The sequence below is a fragment of the Klebsiella sp. 54 genome, assembly GCF_018223875.1.
GTDB classification, from domain to species: Bacteria; Pseudomonadota; Gammaproteobacteria; order Enterobacterales; family Enterobacteriaceae; genus Klebsiella; species Klebsiella quasipneumoniae.
Genome location: NZ_JAGRRA010000002.1, coordinates 232,312 through 248,257 on the forward strand (window position 1 = coordinate 232,312; position 15,946 = coordinate 248,257).

The window sequence follows — 15,946 nt, forward strand, 5'->3', positions numbered from 1 at the left end:
CCATGGTTGATCTTTGTCGTGGAACGGCGTACCTTAATTGTTATGTTATAACATAATGACGAGGTCATCATGAAAGCCCATATCCATCCTCCCTATCGCACGGTGGTGTTTCACGACACCAGCGCCAATGAATATTTTAAAGTTGGCTCAACCATCCGCACCGAACGCGTGATTGAGCTCGACGGTGAGACGTATCCGTATGTGACGATCGACGTCTCCTCGAAATCGCATCCGTACTACACCGGCAAACAAAAAACGTTCGCCAGCGAGGGTAGCGCGGCCCGTTTCCGCCAGCGCTTTGGCGGCTTCATTGATGCAAAAAGGAAGGCATGATGCAGGTCGTTAACTCATTACGCAGCGCCAAACAGCGCCACCCGGATTGCCAGCTGGTCAAACGCAAAGGGCGGCTGTACGTGATCTGCAAGAGCAACCCCCGCTTCAAAGCAGTGCAGGGGCGCAAAAAACGTCGTTAACGGAAGCTTTCCAGGGGACGGCGCTGCTGACCGTCGGCGGTAAAATTGTCGGCGGCCAGCCATTGGCGCATGGCGCTATCCAGCTGCGGCCATTCGCCATCAATCACTGAAAACCAGTCCGTGTCCCGGTTGTGTCCTTTGCTCACCAGCGCCTGACGAAAACGTCCTTCGTACTGAAATCCCAGTCGCCTTGCCGCCCGGCCTGACGGCGTATTGAGGCTATTGCATTTCCATTCATAGCGACGGTAGCCGAGCGTCTCGAACACATACTGCATCAACAGCCAGTGCGCTTCGGTGGCCATAGCCGTTCGGCTTAGCAGCGGAGAGAAATGGACATGCCCCACCTCGACCACGCCATGGGTGGCATCGATGCGCATTAACGCCAGCGAGCCGACCGCCGTTCCACGCTGCTGGTCAACGACGGCGAAATGGATCGGATCGGCCAGCGTCGCAACCTGCGCCACCCAGGCGCTAAATTCAGCCAGGCTCGTTTCCGGTTCGCGCAGCAGCCACGTCCAGCTGCGGGCGTCGGGCGCCAGCTGATGGGCAGCAAACAGATCGCTGGCGTGGGCGAGGGTGAGTGGTTCGAGCCGACAGCGGCTGCCCTGAAGTACCTGCCGGGTCGGCCAGGGGCGGGGTTGCCAGTCGGGCAGCGCGGCGCCGAGCGCCTGTCCAAACTGATTGTATTCACACATTGCGGTTTCCTTATTGAGGATGTACAGGCAGCGTACGCGCTGGCTGGTTCCATAAAAAGTGCCATTAGAGTATGTTTTTATGGATCCACGAGGAGGCGACATGAATATACCGGACGATGCGTTTTATGGGTTGGTGACGCAGGGGATGCGGCAGCGAACGGACGAAACCCTGCAGCGTGCCCTTTACCACACTTTGCGCCATGCCATCCTGCAGGGAACCCTGGCGGCCAGCTGCCGTTTGCCAGGATCGCGCGTGATTGCCGGTCGACTGCATCTGTCGCGTAATACGGTGAATGCCGCACTGGAGCAGCTGACGCTGGAGGGATACCTGACGCGAAGCCGTCAGGGGACGCAGGTGGTGCCGCTCGCCGCTAGCGGTCGGCAGGAGGTAATCGCGCCACCCGTTGTGCTGTCTGAGCGGCTGCAGGGGCTGCCAGCCGCTATGCGCCGTGACTCGCCGGCGCTGCCGTTTACGCCTGGCATGCCGGCGGTGAACTATTTCCCGCTGCCGCTGTGGCGGCGGTTAATCGATAAGGCATTGCGCGACGAAGGCAGCACGCTGCTGGGCTACGGTGAGGCCGCGGGCGATCCCCAACTGCGGGAGGCTATCGCCCGCCATCTGGCGCTCTCCCGGGGCATCCGGTGCGATATCCGGCAGATCGTCATCACCGAGGGGGCGCTGGAAGGGGTCAACTTATGCGCCTCGCTGTTGACCAACCCGGGCGACAGCGTGTGGCTGGAAGAGCCGGGGTACCTGGGCGCCAGGAGTGGTTTCCAGCGAGCGGGGCTGCGGGTCTGTGGGATGGCCGTCGATGGTGAAGGGATGTGTATTGCCAACGGCGTGGCAGAGCCACCCCGGCTGATTTTCACCTCTCCCTCTCATCAGTATCCCCTTGGGAGCGTCATGAGCGCCGCGCGGCGTCTGGCGCTGGTGGAGTATGCCCATCGGCACGGCGCGTGGATTGTGGAGGATGACTACGACAGCGAGTTTCGCCACAGCGGAGAGCCGATCCCGGCGATGCTGGGGATGGTCCCGGATGCCCCGGTGGTCTATCTCGGCACCTTCAGCAAAACCCTGTTTCCGGCGCTGCGTATCGGTTTTATGGTCATGCCGTCCGCGCTGGCGGATGCCGCTCAGGAGGCCATTGGCGCGCTGCTGCGCGGCGGGCACCGCGCTGAACAGCGTGCGCTGGCCAGCTTTATCGAGATGGGACACTATGCGCGTCATCTGGCAGCGATGCGTCGTCTGTACCGCAAACGTCAGCAACAGCTGCGCGAGGCGCTGGCACAAGAGATTACCGTGCCGTGCGAAGTCCTCGGTGGGGAAGGGGGACTCCATCTGACGTTGGCCATAGAGGGGATCGACGATCAAACGATTGCGCAGCAGGCGCGTCAGTTTCAGCTGGCGCCCGCTGCGCTAAGTCATTTCTATCTCGACCCGCGGCGGGGGCGGAGCGGGCTGGTGCTGGGGTATGGCAATACTTCGGCTTCCCGCTATCCGCTGGCGCTGCGGACGCTGAATCGTCTTATTGCGCAGTACCGGCGCGGGTCAGCGTAAAGACATCGTAAAAGGAGAGTTCGCCTTTGGTGTCGACCATTTTTTTAAGCTGTGCCTTCTGCTCGCTATCGACGTCCGGCGACTGCAGGATACGGTCGATCAGCTGTTGGGGGACAAAGCGGGTGTTGTACCATTCGCCGTTGTAACACACGCGAAAGTCGAGGACATCGATATCTTCGTAACGATAGCGTGGATAGACGTCAAAGAAGAAAAAAGCGTTGAACAGGATGAACAGCACCACCAACAACCAGACCGAATCCACCAGCGTTTCAGAGCGCAGCATGACCACCAGCGTCGCCAGAAACGCAGCATACATGGCAACAAACAGGCCCGGATGGTTGCGGATGAAACTGATGCTAAAACGCGGGCGATTATCGCGTTTTTCCTGCACGTTAAGTTCGTCAATGGTGTGAGTCAGCAGGCGTTGTATTTCTGTCATCTTGGTCCCCGAATTCTGCAATAAGCCCGCCCCGTGCGCCCGATGGATCAGGTGCGGCAGGCTCAGCCTGAAGGTTATTTTATGTTGCAGTATTCTGCGGAGAAAGTAACAGATCAGTTACAGAAAAGCATAACAGTTACGCATTCGGCGGCGGAAGGCGCTTGATGATCTGCGCCGGGTTGCCGCCGACAACGGTACTGGCGGGAACGTCTTTAGTGACCACCGCTCCGGAGGCGATGACCGCATTATCGCCAATGGTCACCCCGGGATTGATCACCGCCCGACCACCAATCCACACATTGTGGCCAATGGTCACCGTTTGCCATATTCCTGGCCGCTGTTTCGGGCCTCAGCATCCAGCGGATGGGTGGCGGTATAGATATGGACGCCCGGCGCCAGCATGCAGTTATCGCCAATATGGATAGGGCAGACGTCCAGCATCACACAGTCGAAATTGGCGTAAAAACCGGCGCCGAGAAAGATATTGTAGCCGTAGTCGCAGCGAAAGCTTGGCTCGATATACGCATCGCCAGCGCGACCGAACAGCTCGGCCAGAATATGCTGACGTTCTTCCTGGGCATTCGGGGCGGAATGATTATAACGGTGCAGCAGCTGTCTGGCGCGCAGGCGATCGGCGCGAAGCGTTGGGTCGCCAGATAAATAGAGCTCACCGGCGATCATTTTGCGTTTTTCTTCACTCATTGGTCTTCCTTATACCTGACGTTAGAGGGTCGCAACAGTATAAAAAAGAAACCGGTTACAAGTTTGCTGTTGGCTGAATGCTGTGATGACTATCACAAAGATGTCCTGCTGAGGCTGGCGATTACCATCCGGTCAGCAGACCGCGTCGGGCGCACTAATTAGCGGATAAATTTCCAGACCGACGTCGGGATTTTATCGTACAGCTTATTCATAGTCAGTTCAGCCAGACGATGATCGGCGGCTGAGTAAAATACCGCCAGCTCATTATCAGAAAGTTCATATTTGTTTTTTTCAATGACGCGCTCCAGCGTGTCAATTGTCTGGCAACGACGTAAGCGCATCAAATAGTCTGTTTTAGTTAATGGCTTATCAGACATAATTCCACCTTTTGATTGTAATAATCCTAACACGAAAGACTGGCCGGATTTTCCCGGCTGGCGTTGACAAAACAACGAAATAACCGATTACCGGATTTTTTCCACTTTTGCAAATCCGTAGAGTTAATGCCGTAGTTACTGAACAACGTAAATGTGTCGTCCAGATATTCGTCAACCTGAGCGATCAGCTTATTATCCTCAGCGTACTTAATTTTATAATTAAGGGCGAATGTGGCAATGTGCTCGATCAGTTCATTTAACTGGAGATTGACAGCCGATGTCGGGTCGTTGACCCAGCCATGGTTGCTCTCTTCCAGGTTTGCAAGGCAGTCATGATACAGCGTTTCGCAGAGAAAGCGTAGTTGTGCGATATCATGTCTTTTTGGCGAGTATTCGTCCATAACGCATCCCCTTTTGAGTGGTTTAAACGACGACTAACAAACACCGTTGTGGGATGAACACGACTAACTGACCTGACACTAACTGAGTAATCCTGCTGATTTAACTATAATCCACTCTCCAGGAGATTTCATCGTGCTATTACGAAAAATTACAATTATCAGAGAGAAATTATCTTAAAAATAGACGAATTAATTTCTGCGGCCCGGGCGCGCAGCCTGAAAAATAGAGATGTCTTATCAATCATTGGCTTAAGACAGGCAGTCGTCGCGTTCAGAAACCGCCGGCCGTGAATGATGATATTAGGATTATTCCTGGTAAATGAGCGTAAGAAGATCCTAAGGGCTAAACAGCGCGATAGATATAGTCTGCAACACATCAATAGATATTAAATGCAGCGCGAAAAATAAACAATGGCAATATGTGCCCTGTCGGTAATGAACAAAAAAAGGGCCGCGGTGGCGGCCCTTTGTTCAGTAGTGCAGATTAATGATGCTCAACCTGATGGCTGTGCTCAATATCTTCCGTTTTCTTACTAAAGCGGCGACGAACCACCACAAAGAACACCGGCACGAAGAAGATAGCCAGGATCGTCGCGGTCACCATCCCGCCCATTACGCCTGTACCGACGGCGTTCTGCGCACCGGAGCCAGCACCGGAGCTGATAACCAGCGGCATAACCCCAAGGATAAACGCCAGAGAGGTCATCAGGATCGGACGCAGACGCATACGCACCGCTTCAAGCGTCGCCTCAATCAGCCCTTTGCCCTCTTTCTCCATCAGGTCTTTGGCGAATTCAACGATCAGTATCGCGTTCTTCGCCGACAGGCCGATGGTGGTCAACAGGCCAACCTGGAAGTAAACGTCATTGGTTAAACCGCGGAGGGTGGCGGCTAACAGCGCGCCGACCACACCTAACGGTACGACCAGCATGACCGAGAACGGAATCGACCAGCTCTCATACAGCGCTGCCAGACACAGGAAGACGACAATCAGCGAGATGGCATACAGGGCAGGGGCCTGGTTACCGGACAGCCGCTCCTGATAAGACATCCCGGTCCAGTCGTAGCCGATACCCGACGGCAGTTTACCCGCCAGCTCTTCCATCAGGCTCATCGCCTCACCGGTACTCTTGCCTGGCGCTGCCTGGCCAAGAATTTCCATCGATGGCAGACCGTTGTAGCGTTCCAGACGCGGCGAACCGTATTCCCAACGCGAGGTGGAGAAGGCGGAGAACGGCACCATCTGGCCATCGCTGCCGCGAACATACCACTTGCCGATGTCCTCAGGCAGCATACGGTATTTCGCTTCGGACATGATGTACACTTTCTTCACGCGGCCGCGGTCGATAAAGTCGTTGACATAGCTTCCGCCCCAGGCAGCGCCCAGCGTGGTGTTAATGTCGCTGATGGAGACGCCCAGCGCCTGGGCTTTTTCCTGATCGATATCGACTTTGAACTGCGGTGTATCTTCCAGACCGTTAGGACGCACGCCGGTCAGCACGTCAGGATGCTGCGCCACCATGCCAAACAGCTGATTACGTGCCTGGGTCAGTTTTTCGTGTCCCAGGCCGCCCTGATCAATCAGCTGGAAGTCAAAGCCGGTCGCGGTACCCAGTTCAACGATAGCCGGCAGGTTAAAGGCGAAGACCATCGCGTCTTTAATCTGCGAGAAGTAGCCCATCGCCCGACCAGTGATCGCTTCAACTTTGTTTTCTTCGCCCGGACGTTGGCTCCAGTCTTTCAGCGAGACGAACGCGATACCGGTGTTCTGGCCGCGGCCGGCGAAGCCGAAGCCGTTAACCGCAAACACGGATTCCACGTTGTCCTTCTCTTTGGTGAGATAGTAATTCGTCATCTCATCCAGCACTTTCTGCGTGCGCTCCTGGGTGGCGCCGGCAGGCAGCTGGGCCATACTCAGGAATACCCCCTGGTCTTCGTCCGGCAGGAACGAGCTGGGAAGACGAACGAACAGCCACGCCATGCCCACCACGATGATCAGATACAGCACCAGATAGCGACCGGTGCTGCGCAGAATGTTGCCTACGCTGTCGGTGTAATGGTGCGTGCTCTTATCGAACATGCGGTTAAACCAGCCGAAGAAACCGGTGGTCGCGCCGTGGCTGCCTTTCTGAATCGGCTTCAGCATCGTGGCGCACAGCGCCGGCGTCAGGATCAGCGCGACCAGCACCGATAGCGCCATCGCGGAAACGATGGTGATGGAGAACTGGCGATAGATGGCGCCGGTTGAACCGCCGAAGAATGCCATCGGGATAAATACCGCCGACAGCACCATGGCGATACCTACCAGCGCGCCCTGAATCTGCCCCATCGATTTACGCGTCGCTTCTTTCGGCGGCAGGCCTTCTTCGGCCATGACGCGCTCGACGTTCTCGACCACCACGATGGCGTCATCCACCAGCAGGCCGATGGCGAGCACCATCCCGAACATCGTCAGGGTGTTTATCGAGAAGCCAAACGCCGCCAGCACCGCGAAGGTCCCTAACAGGACCACCGGCACCGCGATGGTCGGGATCAGCGTGGCGCGGAAGTTCTGCAGGAACAGATACATCACCAGGAAGACCAGGATGATCGCTTCCACCAGCGTTTTAACCACTTCGTGAATAGAGATTTTCACGAACGGGGTGGTGTCATACGGGTAAACGATTTTCATCCCCGACGGGAAAAACGGCTCCATCTTCGCCAGTTCAGCGCGGATCGCGTTGGCGGTATCCAGCGCGTTCGCGCCGGTAGCCAGTTTAATACCCAGACCGGACGCTGGCTGGCCGTTATACTTCGCCACCACGTCATAGCTTTCGCCACCCAGCTCAATTTTGGCGACATCACGCAGACGAACCTGGGAACCATCCTGGTTCACCTTCAGCAGGATGTTGCCAAACTCTTCCGTATTGGTCAGACGCGTCTGTGCGACGATGGACGCGTTGAGCTGCTGGCCTTTCACCGGCGGCGTACCGCCTAACTGACCAGCGGCTACCTGGGCGTTCTGCGCTTTCAGAGCGCTGATCACGTCCACCGGCGTGAGCTGGAAGTTGTTCAGTTTATTCGGATCCATCCAGATACGCATCGCGTACTGGGAACCGAAAAGCTGAACGTCACCGACGCCGCTGGTACGGCTGATCGGGTCCTTCATGTTGGCCGCCACGTAGTCCGAAATATCGTCCTGGTTCATGGTGCCGTTGGTGTTAATAACGCCGACAACCATCAGGAAGCTGCTGGACGCTTTCTCAACGCTGATCCCTTGCTGCTGTACTTCTTGCGGCAGCAGAGGGGTGGCCAGGGCCAGCTTGTTCTGAACCTGAACCTGGGCGATGTCCGGATCGGTACCGGATTCGAAGGTCAGGGTGATGGTCGCCGTACCGGTGGAGTCGCCATTCGAGGACATGTACATCAGGTGATCGATACCGTTCATATTCTGTTCGATAACCTGAGTCACGGTGTTTTGCACGGTTTCGGCGTCAGCACCGGGGTACATGGCGGTAATGGAAATTGCTGGCGGCGCAATCGTCGGATATTGCGCCACCGGCAATTTGAGGATCGATAATCCCCCAGCCAGCATGATGATGATGGCGATCACCCATGCAAATATGGGGCGATCGATAAAGAAATTAGGCATGTCTTAACGGCTCCTGTTTAAGTTAAGACTTGGTTTGTTCTGATGGCGCGTTGCCAGCGGCTTGCTGTTTATCATCAGAAGCTACTTCCTGCGCTTTTACCTGCACGCCTGGTTTGATTTTTTGCAGGCCGGTGACGATAACGCGATCGCCGGATTTCAGACCGTCAGTGACCAGCCATTTATCGCCAATCGCTTGAGAAGCAGTGACCTGGCGGACTTCGACCTTATCGCCTTCACCCACAACCATAACGCTGGCATCGCCGCGCGGCGTACGGGTGACACCCTGTTGCGGCACCAGCAGGGCGTCAGGGTTAACCCCTTCTTCCAGACGGGCACGGACAAACATCCCCGGTAGCAGGGTGTGATCCGGGTTAGGGAAAATAGCGCGCAGCGTGATAGAGCCGGTGGTCTGATCGACGGTGACATCCGAGAATTCCAGCGTGCCGGCCTGCGGATACTTAAGACCGTCGTTAGTCACCAGCTCCACTTTCGCTTTCCCGTTTTCCTGTTTCAGGCGGCCATCGGCCAGCTCCTGTTTCAGGCGCAGGAAATCATTGCTCGACTGGGTGACGTCGACATAGATCGGATCCAACTGCTGAACGGTTGCCAGGGCGGTTGTTTGACCATTTTGCACCAGCGCCCCTTCGGTCACCGCGGATTTACCAATGCGGCCGCTAATCGGCGAGGTGACTTTGGTGTAGGCCAGATTGATGCGCGCGGTTTCAACGGCTGCTTTCGCCGCGACCACGGCCGCATTGCTCTGCTGCGCCGTCGCGACGGCGGTATCGTAGTCTTGTTGACTGATATATTTAGTGCCTAACAGTTTCTGATAACGCTTGACCGTCAGTTGATCCATGTTTGCCGCCGCCTGGGCTTTTGCCAGGTCGCCTTTGGCGCTGTCATAGCTGGCCTGATAGGTGGCTGGATCGATCTGATACAGGGAAACGCCGGCCTGGATATCGCTACCTTCCACGAAGTTACGTTTTAAAATAATGCCACTGACCTGAGGACGAACTTCCGCAATGCGATAGGCGCTGGTGCGGCCTGGCAGTTCGGTGGTTATTTGTAGAGGTGCGGATTTGAGCGTCACAATACCGACTTCCGGCATGTGCTGGGCTCCTTGTTGAGCCGGTTTATCGTCACATCCTGTTAGCGCTAAGCTGCCTGAGAGCATCAGAACGACCGCCAGAGGCGTTAACCCTCTGTTTTTGTTCATATGTAAACCTCGAGTGTCCAATTTCAAAATGTTCAGTGGCTCAAACAACCACAAACCCACTACAGTCTTTCTATTATGGTCGTGCTATGGTACATACATTCACAAATGTATGTAAACGTAACCTCTGTAAAGTCATTAACCTATGGCACGAAAAACCAAACAACAGGCACGTGAAACCCGGCAACTGATTCTGGATGTTGCTCTGCGTCTGTTTTCGCAGCAAGGCGTATCATCTACCTCGTTGGCAACAATTGCAAAAGCTGCGGGTGTAACGAGGGGGGCTATCTACTGGCATTTCAAGAATAAATCAGATTTATTCAACGAAATTTGGGAGCTGTCAGACGCCAGTATTAGCGATCTCGAAATTGAGTATCGGGCAAAATTCCCCAACGATCCACTCTCAGTTATCAGGGAGATATTAGTCTATGTTCTTGAAGCGACAGTGACAGAAGAGCGTCGTCGGTTGATGATGGAGATTATCTTCCATAAGTGTGAATTCGTCGGAGAAATGACCGTAGTGCAGCAGGCCCAGCGGCAGCTCTCCCTGGCGAGCTACGAGCGTATCGAGCAAACCTTAAAAGAGTGTATCGCGGCGAAGCTGTTGCCTGCCAATTTACTCACCCGGCGAGCGGCGATTTTAATGCGCAGCTACCTTTCAGGCCTGATGGAGAATTGGCTGTTTGCTCCCGACTCGTTCGACCTGCATGCGGAAGCGCGTGACTACGTCGCCATCCTGCTGGAGATGTATCAATTCTGCCCCACGCTTCGCGGCCCGGAGAGCCTGCCAGCTTAACGAAGCGTGCGGATGAGCGTGAATTTTTAGCGCAGTCCGCCGCTATTCGCCAGCGATGAGAAGTGCTATTCTGCGCGCTTGCGACGACCCCCGGTATTCTCCGGCATTTGCATTCATTCATATTAACTATGCTGCACACGATCTCCAGGCAACGCGCCACGTTCATCTTTACCATTATGCTGCTCTGTTTTATTGGCCTTTTCAGTCCAGTTCAGGGCCGCGCCGCAGACCTCCCTGACCGGGCGGAGGTGCAGAGTCAGCTCAACACATTAAACAAGCAAAAGGAACTGACTCCGCAGGATAAACTGGTCCAGCAGGATTTGACCCAGACCCTGGAAACGCTGGATAAAATCGATCGCATCAAGAGCGAGACGACGCAGCTCCGCCAGCAGGTCGAGCAAGCCCCGGCGAAGCTGCGCCAGGCGGTGGATAACCTTAACAACCTGAGCGATGTCCCGAACGACGACGCGACGCGCAAGACGCTGAGCACGCTCTCCCTGCGTCAGCTGGAATCACGCGTCACCCAAACGCTGGACGATCTGCAGAATGCGCAAAACGATCTGGCAACCTACAACAGCCAGCTGGTTTCCCTGCAAACGCAGCCGGAACGGGTGCAAAATGCGATGTACAACGCCTCCCAGCAGCTGCAGCAGATCCGTAATCGTCTGAATGGCACCTCGGTGGGCGATGAGACTCTGCGTCCGACCCAGCAGGTGTTGCTGCAGGCCCAGCAGGCGTTGCTCAACGCGCAGATCGAGCAGCAGCGTAAGAGCCTCGAAGGCAACACTATCCTGCAGGATACCCTGCAGAAGCAGCGTGACTATGTAACCGCCTGGAGCAACCGGCTGGAGCATCAGCTGCAGCTGCTGCAGGAGGCGGTGAACAGCAAGCGGCTGACGCTGACTGAGAAAACCGCCCAGGAGGCGGTCACGCCGGATGAAACCACGCGTATTCAGGCCAACCCGCTGGTCAAGCAGGAGCTGGATGTTAACCACCAGTTGAGCGAGAAGCTGATCCAGGCGACGGAGAATGGCAACCAGCTGGTGCAGCGCAATATCCAGGTAAAGAACTGGCTCGACCGCGCCCTGCAGTCTGAGCGGGATATTAAAGAGCAAATTTCCGTGCTCAAGGGCAGCCTGCTGCTGTCGCGCATTCTTTATCAGCAGCAGCAGACGCTGCCGTCGGCGGATGAGCTGCAGGATATGACTAATCGCATTGCCGACCTGCGGCTTGAACAGTTTGAAGTTAACCAGCAGCGCGACGCCCTGTTCCAGAGCGATGCCTATGTCGCTAAGCTGGAAGAGGGGCACAGCGCTGAAGTAACCGATGAAGTGCACGCCGCGCTGCTGGAAGTGATCGACATGCGTCGCGAGCTGCTTGACCAGTTCAATAAACAGCTGGGGAACCAGCTGATGATGGCCATCAACCTGCAGATCAACCAGCAGCAGCTGATGAGCGTCTCCAGCAGCCTGAAAGAAATCCTGACCCAGCAAATTTTCTGGGTGAACAGCAATAAACCGATGGACTGGGAGTGGATTAAGGCCTTCCCGGAAGCGCTGAAAGGTCAGTTTAAGGCGATGAAAATCACCGTGAACTGGGAAAAAGCGTGGCCGGCGGTATTTATCGCTTTCCTCGCCGGATTACCGCTGCTGCTAATTGCCGGCCTGATCCGCTGGCGTTTGCAGTGGCTCAAGGATTATCAGGCGAAGCTGGCTTCTCAGGTAGGCCAACTACGCAATGATACCCAACTGCATACGCCGAAGGCGATCTTTATCGACCTGATCCGCGCCTTACCGGTGGTGCTGGTGATTCTGGCGATTGGCCTGATCTTACTCACCATGCAGTTAAATATCAGCGGACTGCTGTGGGCGTACAGTAAAAAACTGGCGATGTTCTGGCTGGTGTTTGGCCTGTGCTGGAAAGTGCTGGAAAAGAACGGCGTGGCGGTCAGCCACTTTAATATGCCGGCGCAGTTGACCAGCCACTGGCGGCGGCAGATTGTCCGCGTCAGCCTGGCGCTGCTGCCGCTGAATTTCTGGTCGGTGATTTCCGAGCTGTCGCCGCTGAACCTGATGGACGATGTGCTGGGGCAGCTGGTGATTTTCTTCAACTTACTGCTGATCGCGGTGCTGGTCTGGCCGATGTGCCGGGAAAGCTGGCGCGATAAAGAGTCGCACAGCCTGCGCCTGCTGACGATCACGGTGCTGTCTATCGTTCCGGTGGCCCTGATGGTGCTGACGGCGACCGGCTACTTCTACACCACGCTGCGCCTGGCGGGACGCTGGATCGAGACGGTTTATCTGGTAATGATCTGGAACCTGCTGTACCAGACCGTGCTGCGTGGCCTGAGCGTGGCGGCGCGGCGTATCGCCTGGCGCCGGGCGCTGGCGCGCCGTCAGCATCTGGTGAAGGAGGGCGCGGAAGGCGCCGAGCCGCAGGAGGAGCCGACTATCGCCCTCGAGCAGGTTAACCAGCAGACGTTGCGCATCACCATGCTGGTGATGATCGCGCTGTTCGCGGTCATGTTCTGGGCGATTTGGTCGGATTTGATCACCGTTTTCGCCTATCTCGACAGCATCACCCTCTGGCATTACAACGGCACCGAGGCGGGGGCCAGCGTGGTGCGCAGCGTGACGATGGGCAGCCTGCTGTTTGCCATTGTGGCGTCGATGGTTGCCTGGGCGCTAATCCGCAACCTGCCGGGGCTGCTGGAGGTGCTGGTCCTGTCGCGGCTCAATATGCGTCAGGGGACTTCCTACGCCATCACCACCATTCTTAACTATGCGATTATCGCCATTGGGGCGATGACGGTATTCGGGTCGCTGGGCGTCTCCTGGGACAAACTGCAATGGCTGGCGGCCGCGCTGTCGGTTGGTTTGGGTTTTGGTCTGCAGGAGATCTTCGGTAACTTTGTCTCCGGCCTGATTATTCTGTTCGAACGTCCGGTGCGCATCGGGGATACGGTGACTATCGGCACCTTCTCCGGTACGGTAAGCAAAATCCGTATTCGCGCCACCACCATTACCGACTTCGATCGCAAAGAGGTGATCATCCCGAACAAGGCGTTCGTTACCGAGCGCTTGATCAACTGGTCGCTCTCCGACACCGTGACCCGCGTGGTAATCCGCCTCGGCGTCGCCTACGGTTCCGACCTGGATAAGGTGAAGGAGGTGCTGCTGAAGGTGGCGCACGATCATCCGAAAGTGATGCAGGAGCCAGCGCCGGCGGTCTTCTTCACCACCTTCGGCCCCAGTACGCTGGATCATGAACTACGTCTGTATGTCCGTGAACTGCGCGATCGCAGCTACACGGTGGATGAGCTCAACCGCGCCATCGACCGTCTGTGTCGGGAGAATGACATCAACATTGCCTTTAACCAGCTGGAAGTCCATCTGCGAAATGAAAAGGGTGATGAAGTCACGGAAGTGAAGCGGGATGGAAAGGGCGACGATTTAGCTCCCTCCGTCGCGTCTTAACTGAAGAGGGGCGGCGCAACGCCGCCCCTGCTGCATCAGGGCGCCAGCGCGGCGAGCTCCTCGTCGCTAAGCCCGGTGAGTTCCCGCACGATTTGTCTTTCGAGGCCGCGCGCCAGCATTCTGGCGGCGATGCTGCGAGTGGCGGCTTCTCGACCTTCCTGCTCGCCCTCCTGCTGCCCCTGTTTACGGCCTTTCTCTTCCAGCCATTCGGCAATGGTCATCATCAGCTCCTTATGCCTGGGCGACTGCGCCGCCAGCGCGCGGATCAGCGCCCCCGGATGTTCCGTTGTACCCGCCTGCAACATATAGCGCAGCAGCGTATTCAACTGCGCTTCTGTCAGATAGCCTTGCGTCATCAGCGCAATCAGCGGCACCTGCAGCTCGGCCAGATCGCGATGGCGGATATGCTTTTGCAACAGCTCCAGCATGGCCATCCGCCGATGACGGACGATCTGATTATCTGGCATAACGGTGAGGTCCACCAGCGGAAAATCACCGCTATAGAGCGCCTTCGCCAGCGCCGGTTCGGCGAATAGCTGTTGCCAGTTGCGGGGCCAGGGCCAGGGGGTGACCTTGCCGTGATAAAACAGAATCGGCACCACCAGCGGCAGCGTATCGTGGCCAGCGTCCAGATGACGCTGCATGGCGGCCAGCGCGTAGCGCAGCAGTCTAAACGCCATCAGCTTGTCCGGGGTACTCTGGTGCTCAATCAGCGCGTAAACATAGCCCGGTCCGTGGCGGGTGCGCAGTGAGTAAAGGATATCGGAATAGCTGGCGCGCAGGTCCTCTTCAACAAAGCTACCGGAGACCAGCTGCAGCGAATCCAGCTCGCAGATTGCCAGAAACGGCGCGGGCAGATACAGCTGCATGAAATCCTTCGCCACCGCATGATGCATCAGCATCTGGCGAAAAACCGCATCGTGCGGGGTTTGACTGACCTTTTCCATCAATATTGCCTCCATCGGCGTCATGCGCAGAGGACCACTCTGCCAGCACTCCGCCGTGGGCAACATCTTACTTCTGCGGCGTTTGCGAGGCGCTTTCCGCGTTTTTTAACTTGTTTGCATAATCCCGCCTGACAATTTCCAGCGCGTCCAGCACGGTTTGCGCCGGGATCTGATGTGATTCCAGCAACATGATTAAATCGACGGCCAGTTTGACCTCATCGGGGGCATTTTCCAGCGACATCGGACTCTCCTGTTAGCGCGTCAGCCGCGCCAGTACGTTTTCAATCTTATCCAGCGCCTGTCGGCAGCGTGCCAGCCGTCCACTGTAGACCTCGACTTCCCTGGCCAGCCGCTGCTGCTCGTCGAGGCTGGTAGCCTGCGTCAGCTGGCGCTGGCGTTGGTCGCGCATCGCCAGCAGGCGGCGCTCATACTCCTGATGCTGTAGGCGACGGCGCTGCCAGCGGCTCAGCGTTGGCGAGGCATGGTCCCAACTGCGCAGCGACCAGGTGGCGGTTTCGCGACGCAGCGCAGCGATTTGCGCCGCCAGACGCTCGGCGATCCAGGCTACCTGCGGCAACTGCTGGCGCTCGACGGCCTGGCGGAGCTGGTGAAAGTTGTGTTGGGCTTCCGCCAGATAGGCCTGCATCAGCGTGCTGCGGGTGTGGAAGAGCTGGCGGTCAAAGCGCGGGCTGAGGGTCGCGTGCTCCGCCAGCGGCGCCACCTGCGCGGCCAGCTCGCTGAGCTGATTGTTCAGCGTTTGTAAAAGTTGAGCTGTTTTCACCAACCCCCTCCATTCTCCATCAGCCAACTGTGCTACATTAGCCGTATCTGTTTGATAACGATTCACATTATGCCACCTGTTATTTTAACCATTATCGGCTGGCTGGCGGTAGCGCTGGGTACGCTGGGCGTCTTCTTACCGTTGCTGCCGACGACGCCGTTTATTCTGCTTGCTGCCTGGTGCTTTGCCCGCTCATCGCCGCGCTTTCACCAGTGGCTGCTGTATCGCTCATGGTTCGGCGGCTATCTTCGCCACTGGCAACAGTACCGCGCCATGCCTCGCGGCGCCAAACCGCGCGCCATTGCCATGATCGTGGCGACTTTTGCTATTTCGCTGTGGCTGGTTAAGCTTACGTGGGTGCGCATCATGCTGTTGGTCATTCTGGCCTGTCTGCTGATCTTTATGTGGCGCATTCCGGTGGTTGACGCAAAGCAACAAAAGCACTGATGCGCAATAA

Annotated in this window: 16 protein-coding genes and 1 pseudogene; 7 read left to right on the forward strand and 10 right to left on the reverse strand. The window is 56.7% G+C overall.

The genetic code is table 11. From position 1 onward, the window contains the following. The first annotated feature begins 69 nt into the window (after nucleotides 1-69). Both KHQ24_RS02815 and ykgO read left to right on the forward strand, forming a co-directional pair. On the forward strand, nucleotides 70-333 hold the full coding sequence (locus KHQ24_RS02815) for a type B 50S ribosomal protein L31 (protein WP_004204754.1): 264 nt from the start codon (nucleotides 70-72) through the stop codon (nucleotides 331-333). Continuing rightward, nucleotides 333-473, forward strand: a complete 141-nt coding sequence (gene ykgO, locus KHQ24_RS02820) for a type B 50S ribosomal protein L36 (protein ID WP_002892018.1) — start codon at nucleotides 333-335, stop codon at nucleotides 471-473. The genes KHQ24_RS02815 and ykgO overlap by 1 nt, the downstream gene beginning before the upstream one ends. Here ykgO and KHQ24_RS02825 read toward each other — a convergent pair. After that, on the reverse strand, nucleotides 470-1,168 hold the full coding sequence (locus tag KHQ24_RS02825; protein WP_004204753.1) for a GNAT family N-acetyltransferase: 699 nt from the start codon (nucleotides 1,166-1,168) through the stop codon (nucleotides 470-472). The genes ykgO and KHQ24_RS02825 overlap by 4 nt on opposite strands. A gap of 100 nt (nucleotides 1,169-1,268) precedes the next feature. Here KHQ24_RS02825 and KHQ24_RS02830 point away from each other — a divergent pair, with 100 nt between their 5' ends. After that, nucleotides 1,269-2,726, forward strand: coding sequence for a PLP-dependent aminotransferase family protein (locus KHQ24_RS02830; protein WP_017898894.1), 1,458 nt, complete (start codon nucleotides 1,269-1,271; stop codon nucleotides 2,724-2,726). Here the strand turns inward: KHQ24_RS02830 and KHQ24_RS02835 are convergent. Next, nucleotides 2,695-3,165 carry a YlaC family protein gene (locus KHQ24_RS02835; RefSeq protein ID WP_017898893.1) on the reverse strand — a complete coding sequence of 157 codons (471 nt, stop codon included), beginning with the start codon at nucleotides 3,163-3,165 and terminating at the stop codon, nucleotides 2,695-2,697. The two genes, KHQ24_RS02830 and KHQ24_RS02835, sit on opposite strands and share 32 nt — an antisense overlap. A 42-nt stretch (nucleotides 3,166-3,207) precedes the next feature. On the opposite strand from KHQ24_RS02835, the gene KHQ24_RS02840 reads away from it, so the two are divergent. Next, nucleotides 3,208-3,330 carry a hypothetical protein gene (locus KHQ24_RS02840; protein ID WP_032426076.1) on the forward strand — a complete coding sequence of 41 codons (123 nt, stop codon included), beginning with the start codon at nucleotides 3,208-3,210 and terminating at the stop codon, nucleotides 3,328-3,330. Here the strand turns inward: KHQ24_RS02840 and maa are convergent. From maa to acrA, 5 genes and pseudogenes are all read right to left on the reverse strand, one after another. Continuing rightward, nucleotides 3,302-3,867: pseudogene (gene maa / locus KHQ24_RS02845) on the reverse strand (maltose O-acetyltransferase). The gene KHQ24_RS02840 and the pseudogene maa overlap by 29 nt on opposite strands. 158 nt (nucleotides 3,868-4,025) lie before the next feature. Further along, nucleotides 4,026-4,244 (reverse strand): HHA domain-containing protein, encoded by a 219-nt coding sequence (locus KHQ24_RS02850; RefSeq protein WP_002892050.1) that lies wholly within the window; start codon nucleotides 4,242-4,244, stop codon nucleotides 4,026-4,028. A gap of 26 nt (nucleotides 4,245-4,270) precedes the next feature. Further along, nucleotides 4,271-4,645 (reverse strand): Hha toxicity modulator TomB, encoded by a 375-nt coding sequence (tomB, locus tag KHQ24_RS02855; protein WP_002892066.1) that lies wholly within the window; start codon nucleotides 4,643-4,645, stop codon nucleotides 4,271-4,273. A gap of 484 nt (nucleotides 4,646-5,129) precedes the next feature. Continuing rightward, nucleotides 5,130-8,276, reverse strand: a complete 3,147-nt coding sequence (acrB, locus tag KHQ24_RS02860) for a multidrug efflux RND transporter permease subunit AcrB (protein ID WP_004204748.1) — start codon at nucleotides 8,274-8,276, stop codon at nucleotides 5,130-5,132. Nucleotides 8,277-8,298: 22 nt separating this feature from the next. Beyond that, nucleotides 8,299-9,492 (reverse strand): multidrug efflux RND transporter periplasmic adaptor subunit AcrA, encoded by a 1,194-nt coding sequence (gene acrA / locus KHQ24_RS02865; RefSeq protein WP_004204747.1) that lies wholly within the window; start codon nucleotides 9,490-9,492, stop codon nucleotides 8,299-8,301. 142 nt (nucleotides 9,493-9,634) lie between these two features. Between acrA and acrR the strand changes: the two genes are divergently transcribed. Continuing rightward, on the forward strand, nucleotides 9,635-10,285 hold the full coding sequence (gene acrR / locus KHQ24_RS02870) for a multidrug efflux transporter transcriptional repressor AcrR (RefSeq protein WP_004204746.1): 651 nt from the start codon (nucleotides 9,635-9,637) through the stop codon (nucleotides 10,283-10,285). 128 nt (nucleotides 10,286-10,413) lie between these two features. Beyond that, complete coding sequence (gene mscK / locus KHQ24_RS02875) at nucleotides 10,414-13,761, forward strand: mechanosensitive channel MscK (RefSeq protein WP_004204744.1); 3,348 nt, start codon at nucleotides 10,414-10,416, stop codon at nucleotides 13,759-13,761. Nucleotides 13,762-13,796: 35 nt separating this feature from the next. On the opposite strand, the gene KHQ24_RS02880 is transcribed toward mscK, so the two are convergent. The 3 genes from KHQ24_RS02880 to priC all read right to left on the reverse strand — a co-directional run bounded on the left by KHQ24_RS02880 (nucleotide 13,797) and on the right by priC (nucleotide 15,489). Then, on the reverse strand, nucleotides 13,797-14,708 hold the full coding sequence (locus tag KHQ24_RS02880) for an Rpn family recombination-promoting nuclease/putative transposase (RefSeq protein WP_136084652.1): 912 nt from the start codon (nucleotides 14,706-14,708) through the stop codon (nucleotides 13,797-13,799). A 67-nt stretch (nucleotides 14,709-14,775) separates the two neighbouring features. Beyond that, on the reverse strand, nucleotides 14,776-14,949 hold the full coding sequence (gene rsmS, locus KHQ24_RS02885) for a pleiotropic regulatory protein RsmS (RefSeq protein WP_004204742.1): 174 nt from the start codon (nucleotides 14,947-14,949) through the stop codon (nucleotides 14,776-14,778). Between the two features lie 12 nt (nucleotides 14,950-14,961). Further along, nucleotides 14,962-15,489: a primosomal replication protein N'' gene (priC, locus tag KHQ24_RS02890; RefSeq protein WP_004204741.1), complete on the reverse strand. Its 528-nt coding sequence runs from the start codon at nucleotides 15,487-15,489 to the stop codon at nucleotides 14,962-14,964. A 69-nt stretch (nucleotides 15,490-15,558) separates the two neighbouring features. On the opposite strand from priC, the gene KHQ24_RS02895 reads away from it, so the two are divergent. Further along, nucleotides 15,559-15,936: a DUF454 family protein gene (locus tag KHQ24_RS02895; RefSeq protein ID WP_004204740.1), complete on the forward strand. Its 378-nt coding sequence runs from the start codon at nucleotides 15,559-15,561 to the stop codon at nucleotides 15,934-15,936. The last annotated feature ends 10 nt before the right edge of the window (nucleotides 15,937-15,946 follow it).

Bases quoted from the DNA above. Each gene is read 5' to 3' on its own strand.
- KHQ24_RS02815 (WP_004204754.1), top strand. From the start codon at position 70: ATGAAAGCCCATATCCATCCTCCCTATCGCACGGTGGTGTTTCACGAC.
- ykgO (WP_002892018.1), top strand. From the start codon at position 333: ATGCAGGTCGTTAACTCATTACGCAGCGCCAAACAGCGCCACCCGGAT.
- KHQ24_RS02825 (WP_004204753.1), bottom strand. From the start codon at position 1,168: ATGTGTGAATACAATCAGTTTGGACAGGCGCTCGGCGCCGCGCTGCCC.
- KHQ24_RS02830 (WP_017898894.1), top strand. From the start codon at position 1,269: ATGAATATACCGGACGATGCGTTTTATGGGTTGGTGACGCAGGGGATG.
- KHQ24_RS02835 (WP_017898893.1), bottom strand. From the start codon at position 3,165: ATGACAGAAATACAACGCCTGCTGACTCACACCATTGACGAACTTAAC.
- KHQ24_RS02840 (WP_032426076.1), top strand. From the start codon at position 3,208: ATGGATCAGGTGCGGCAGGCTCAGCCTGAAGGTTATTTTATGTTGCAG.
- KHQ24_RS02850 (WP_002892050.1), bottom strand. From the start codon at position 4,244: ATGTCTGATAAGCCATTAACTAAAACAGACTATTTGATGCGCTTACGT.
- tomB (WP_002892066.1), bottom strand. From the start codon at position 4,645: ATGGACGAATACTCGCCAAAAAGACATGATATCGCACAACTACGCTTT.
- acrB (WP_004204748.1), bottom strand. From the start codon at position 8,276: ATGCCTAATTTCTTTATCGATCGCCCCATATTTGCATGGGTGATCGCC.
- acrA (WP_004204747.1), bottom strand. From the start codon at position 9,492: ATGAACAAAAACAGAGGGTTAACGCCTCTGGCGGTCGTTCTGATGCTC.
- acrR (WP_004204746.1), top strand. From the start codon at position 9,635: ATGGCACGAAAAACCAAACAACAGGCACGTGAAACCCGGCAACTGATT.
- mscK (WP_004204744.1), top strand. From the start codon at position 10,414: ATGCTGCACACGATCTCCAGGCAACGCGCCACGTTCATCTTTACCATT.
- KHQ24_RS02880 (WP_136084652.1), bottom strand. From the start codon at position 14,708: ATGGAAAAGGTCAGTCAAACCCCGCACGATGCGGTTTTTCGCCAGATG.
- rsmS (WP_004204742.1), bottom strand. From the start codon at position 14,949: ATGTCGCTGGAAAATGCCCCCGATGAGGTCAAACTGGCCGTCGATTTA.
- KHQ24_RS02895 (WP_004204740.1), top strand. From the start codon at position 15,559: ATGCCACCTGTTATTTTAACCATTATCGGCTGGCTGGCGGTAGCGCTG.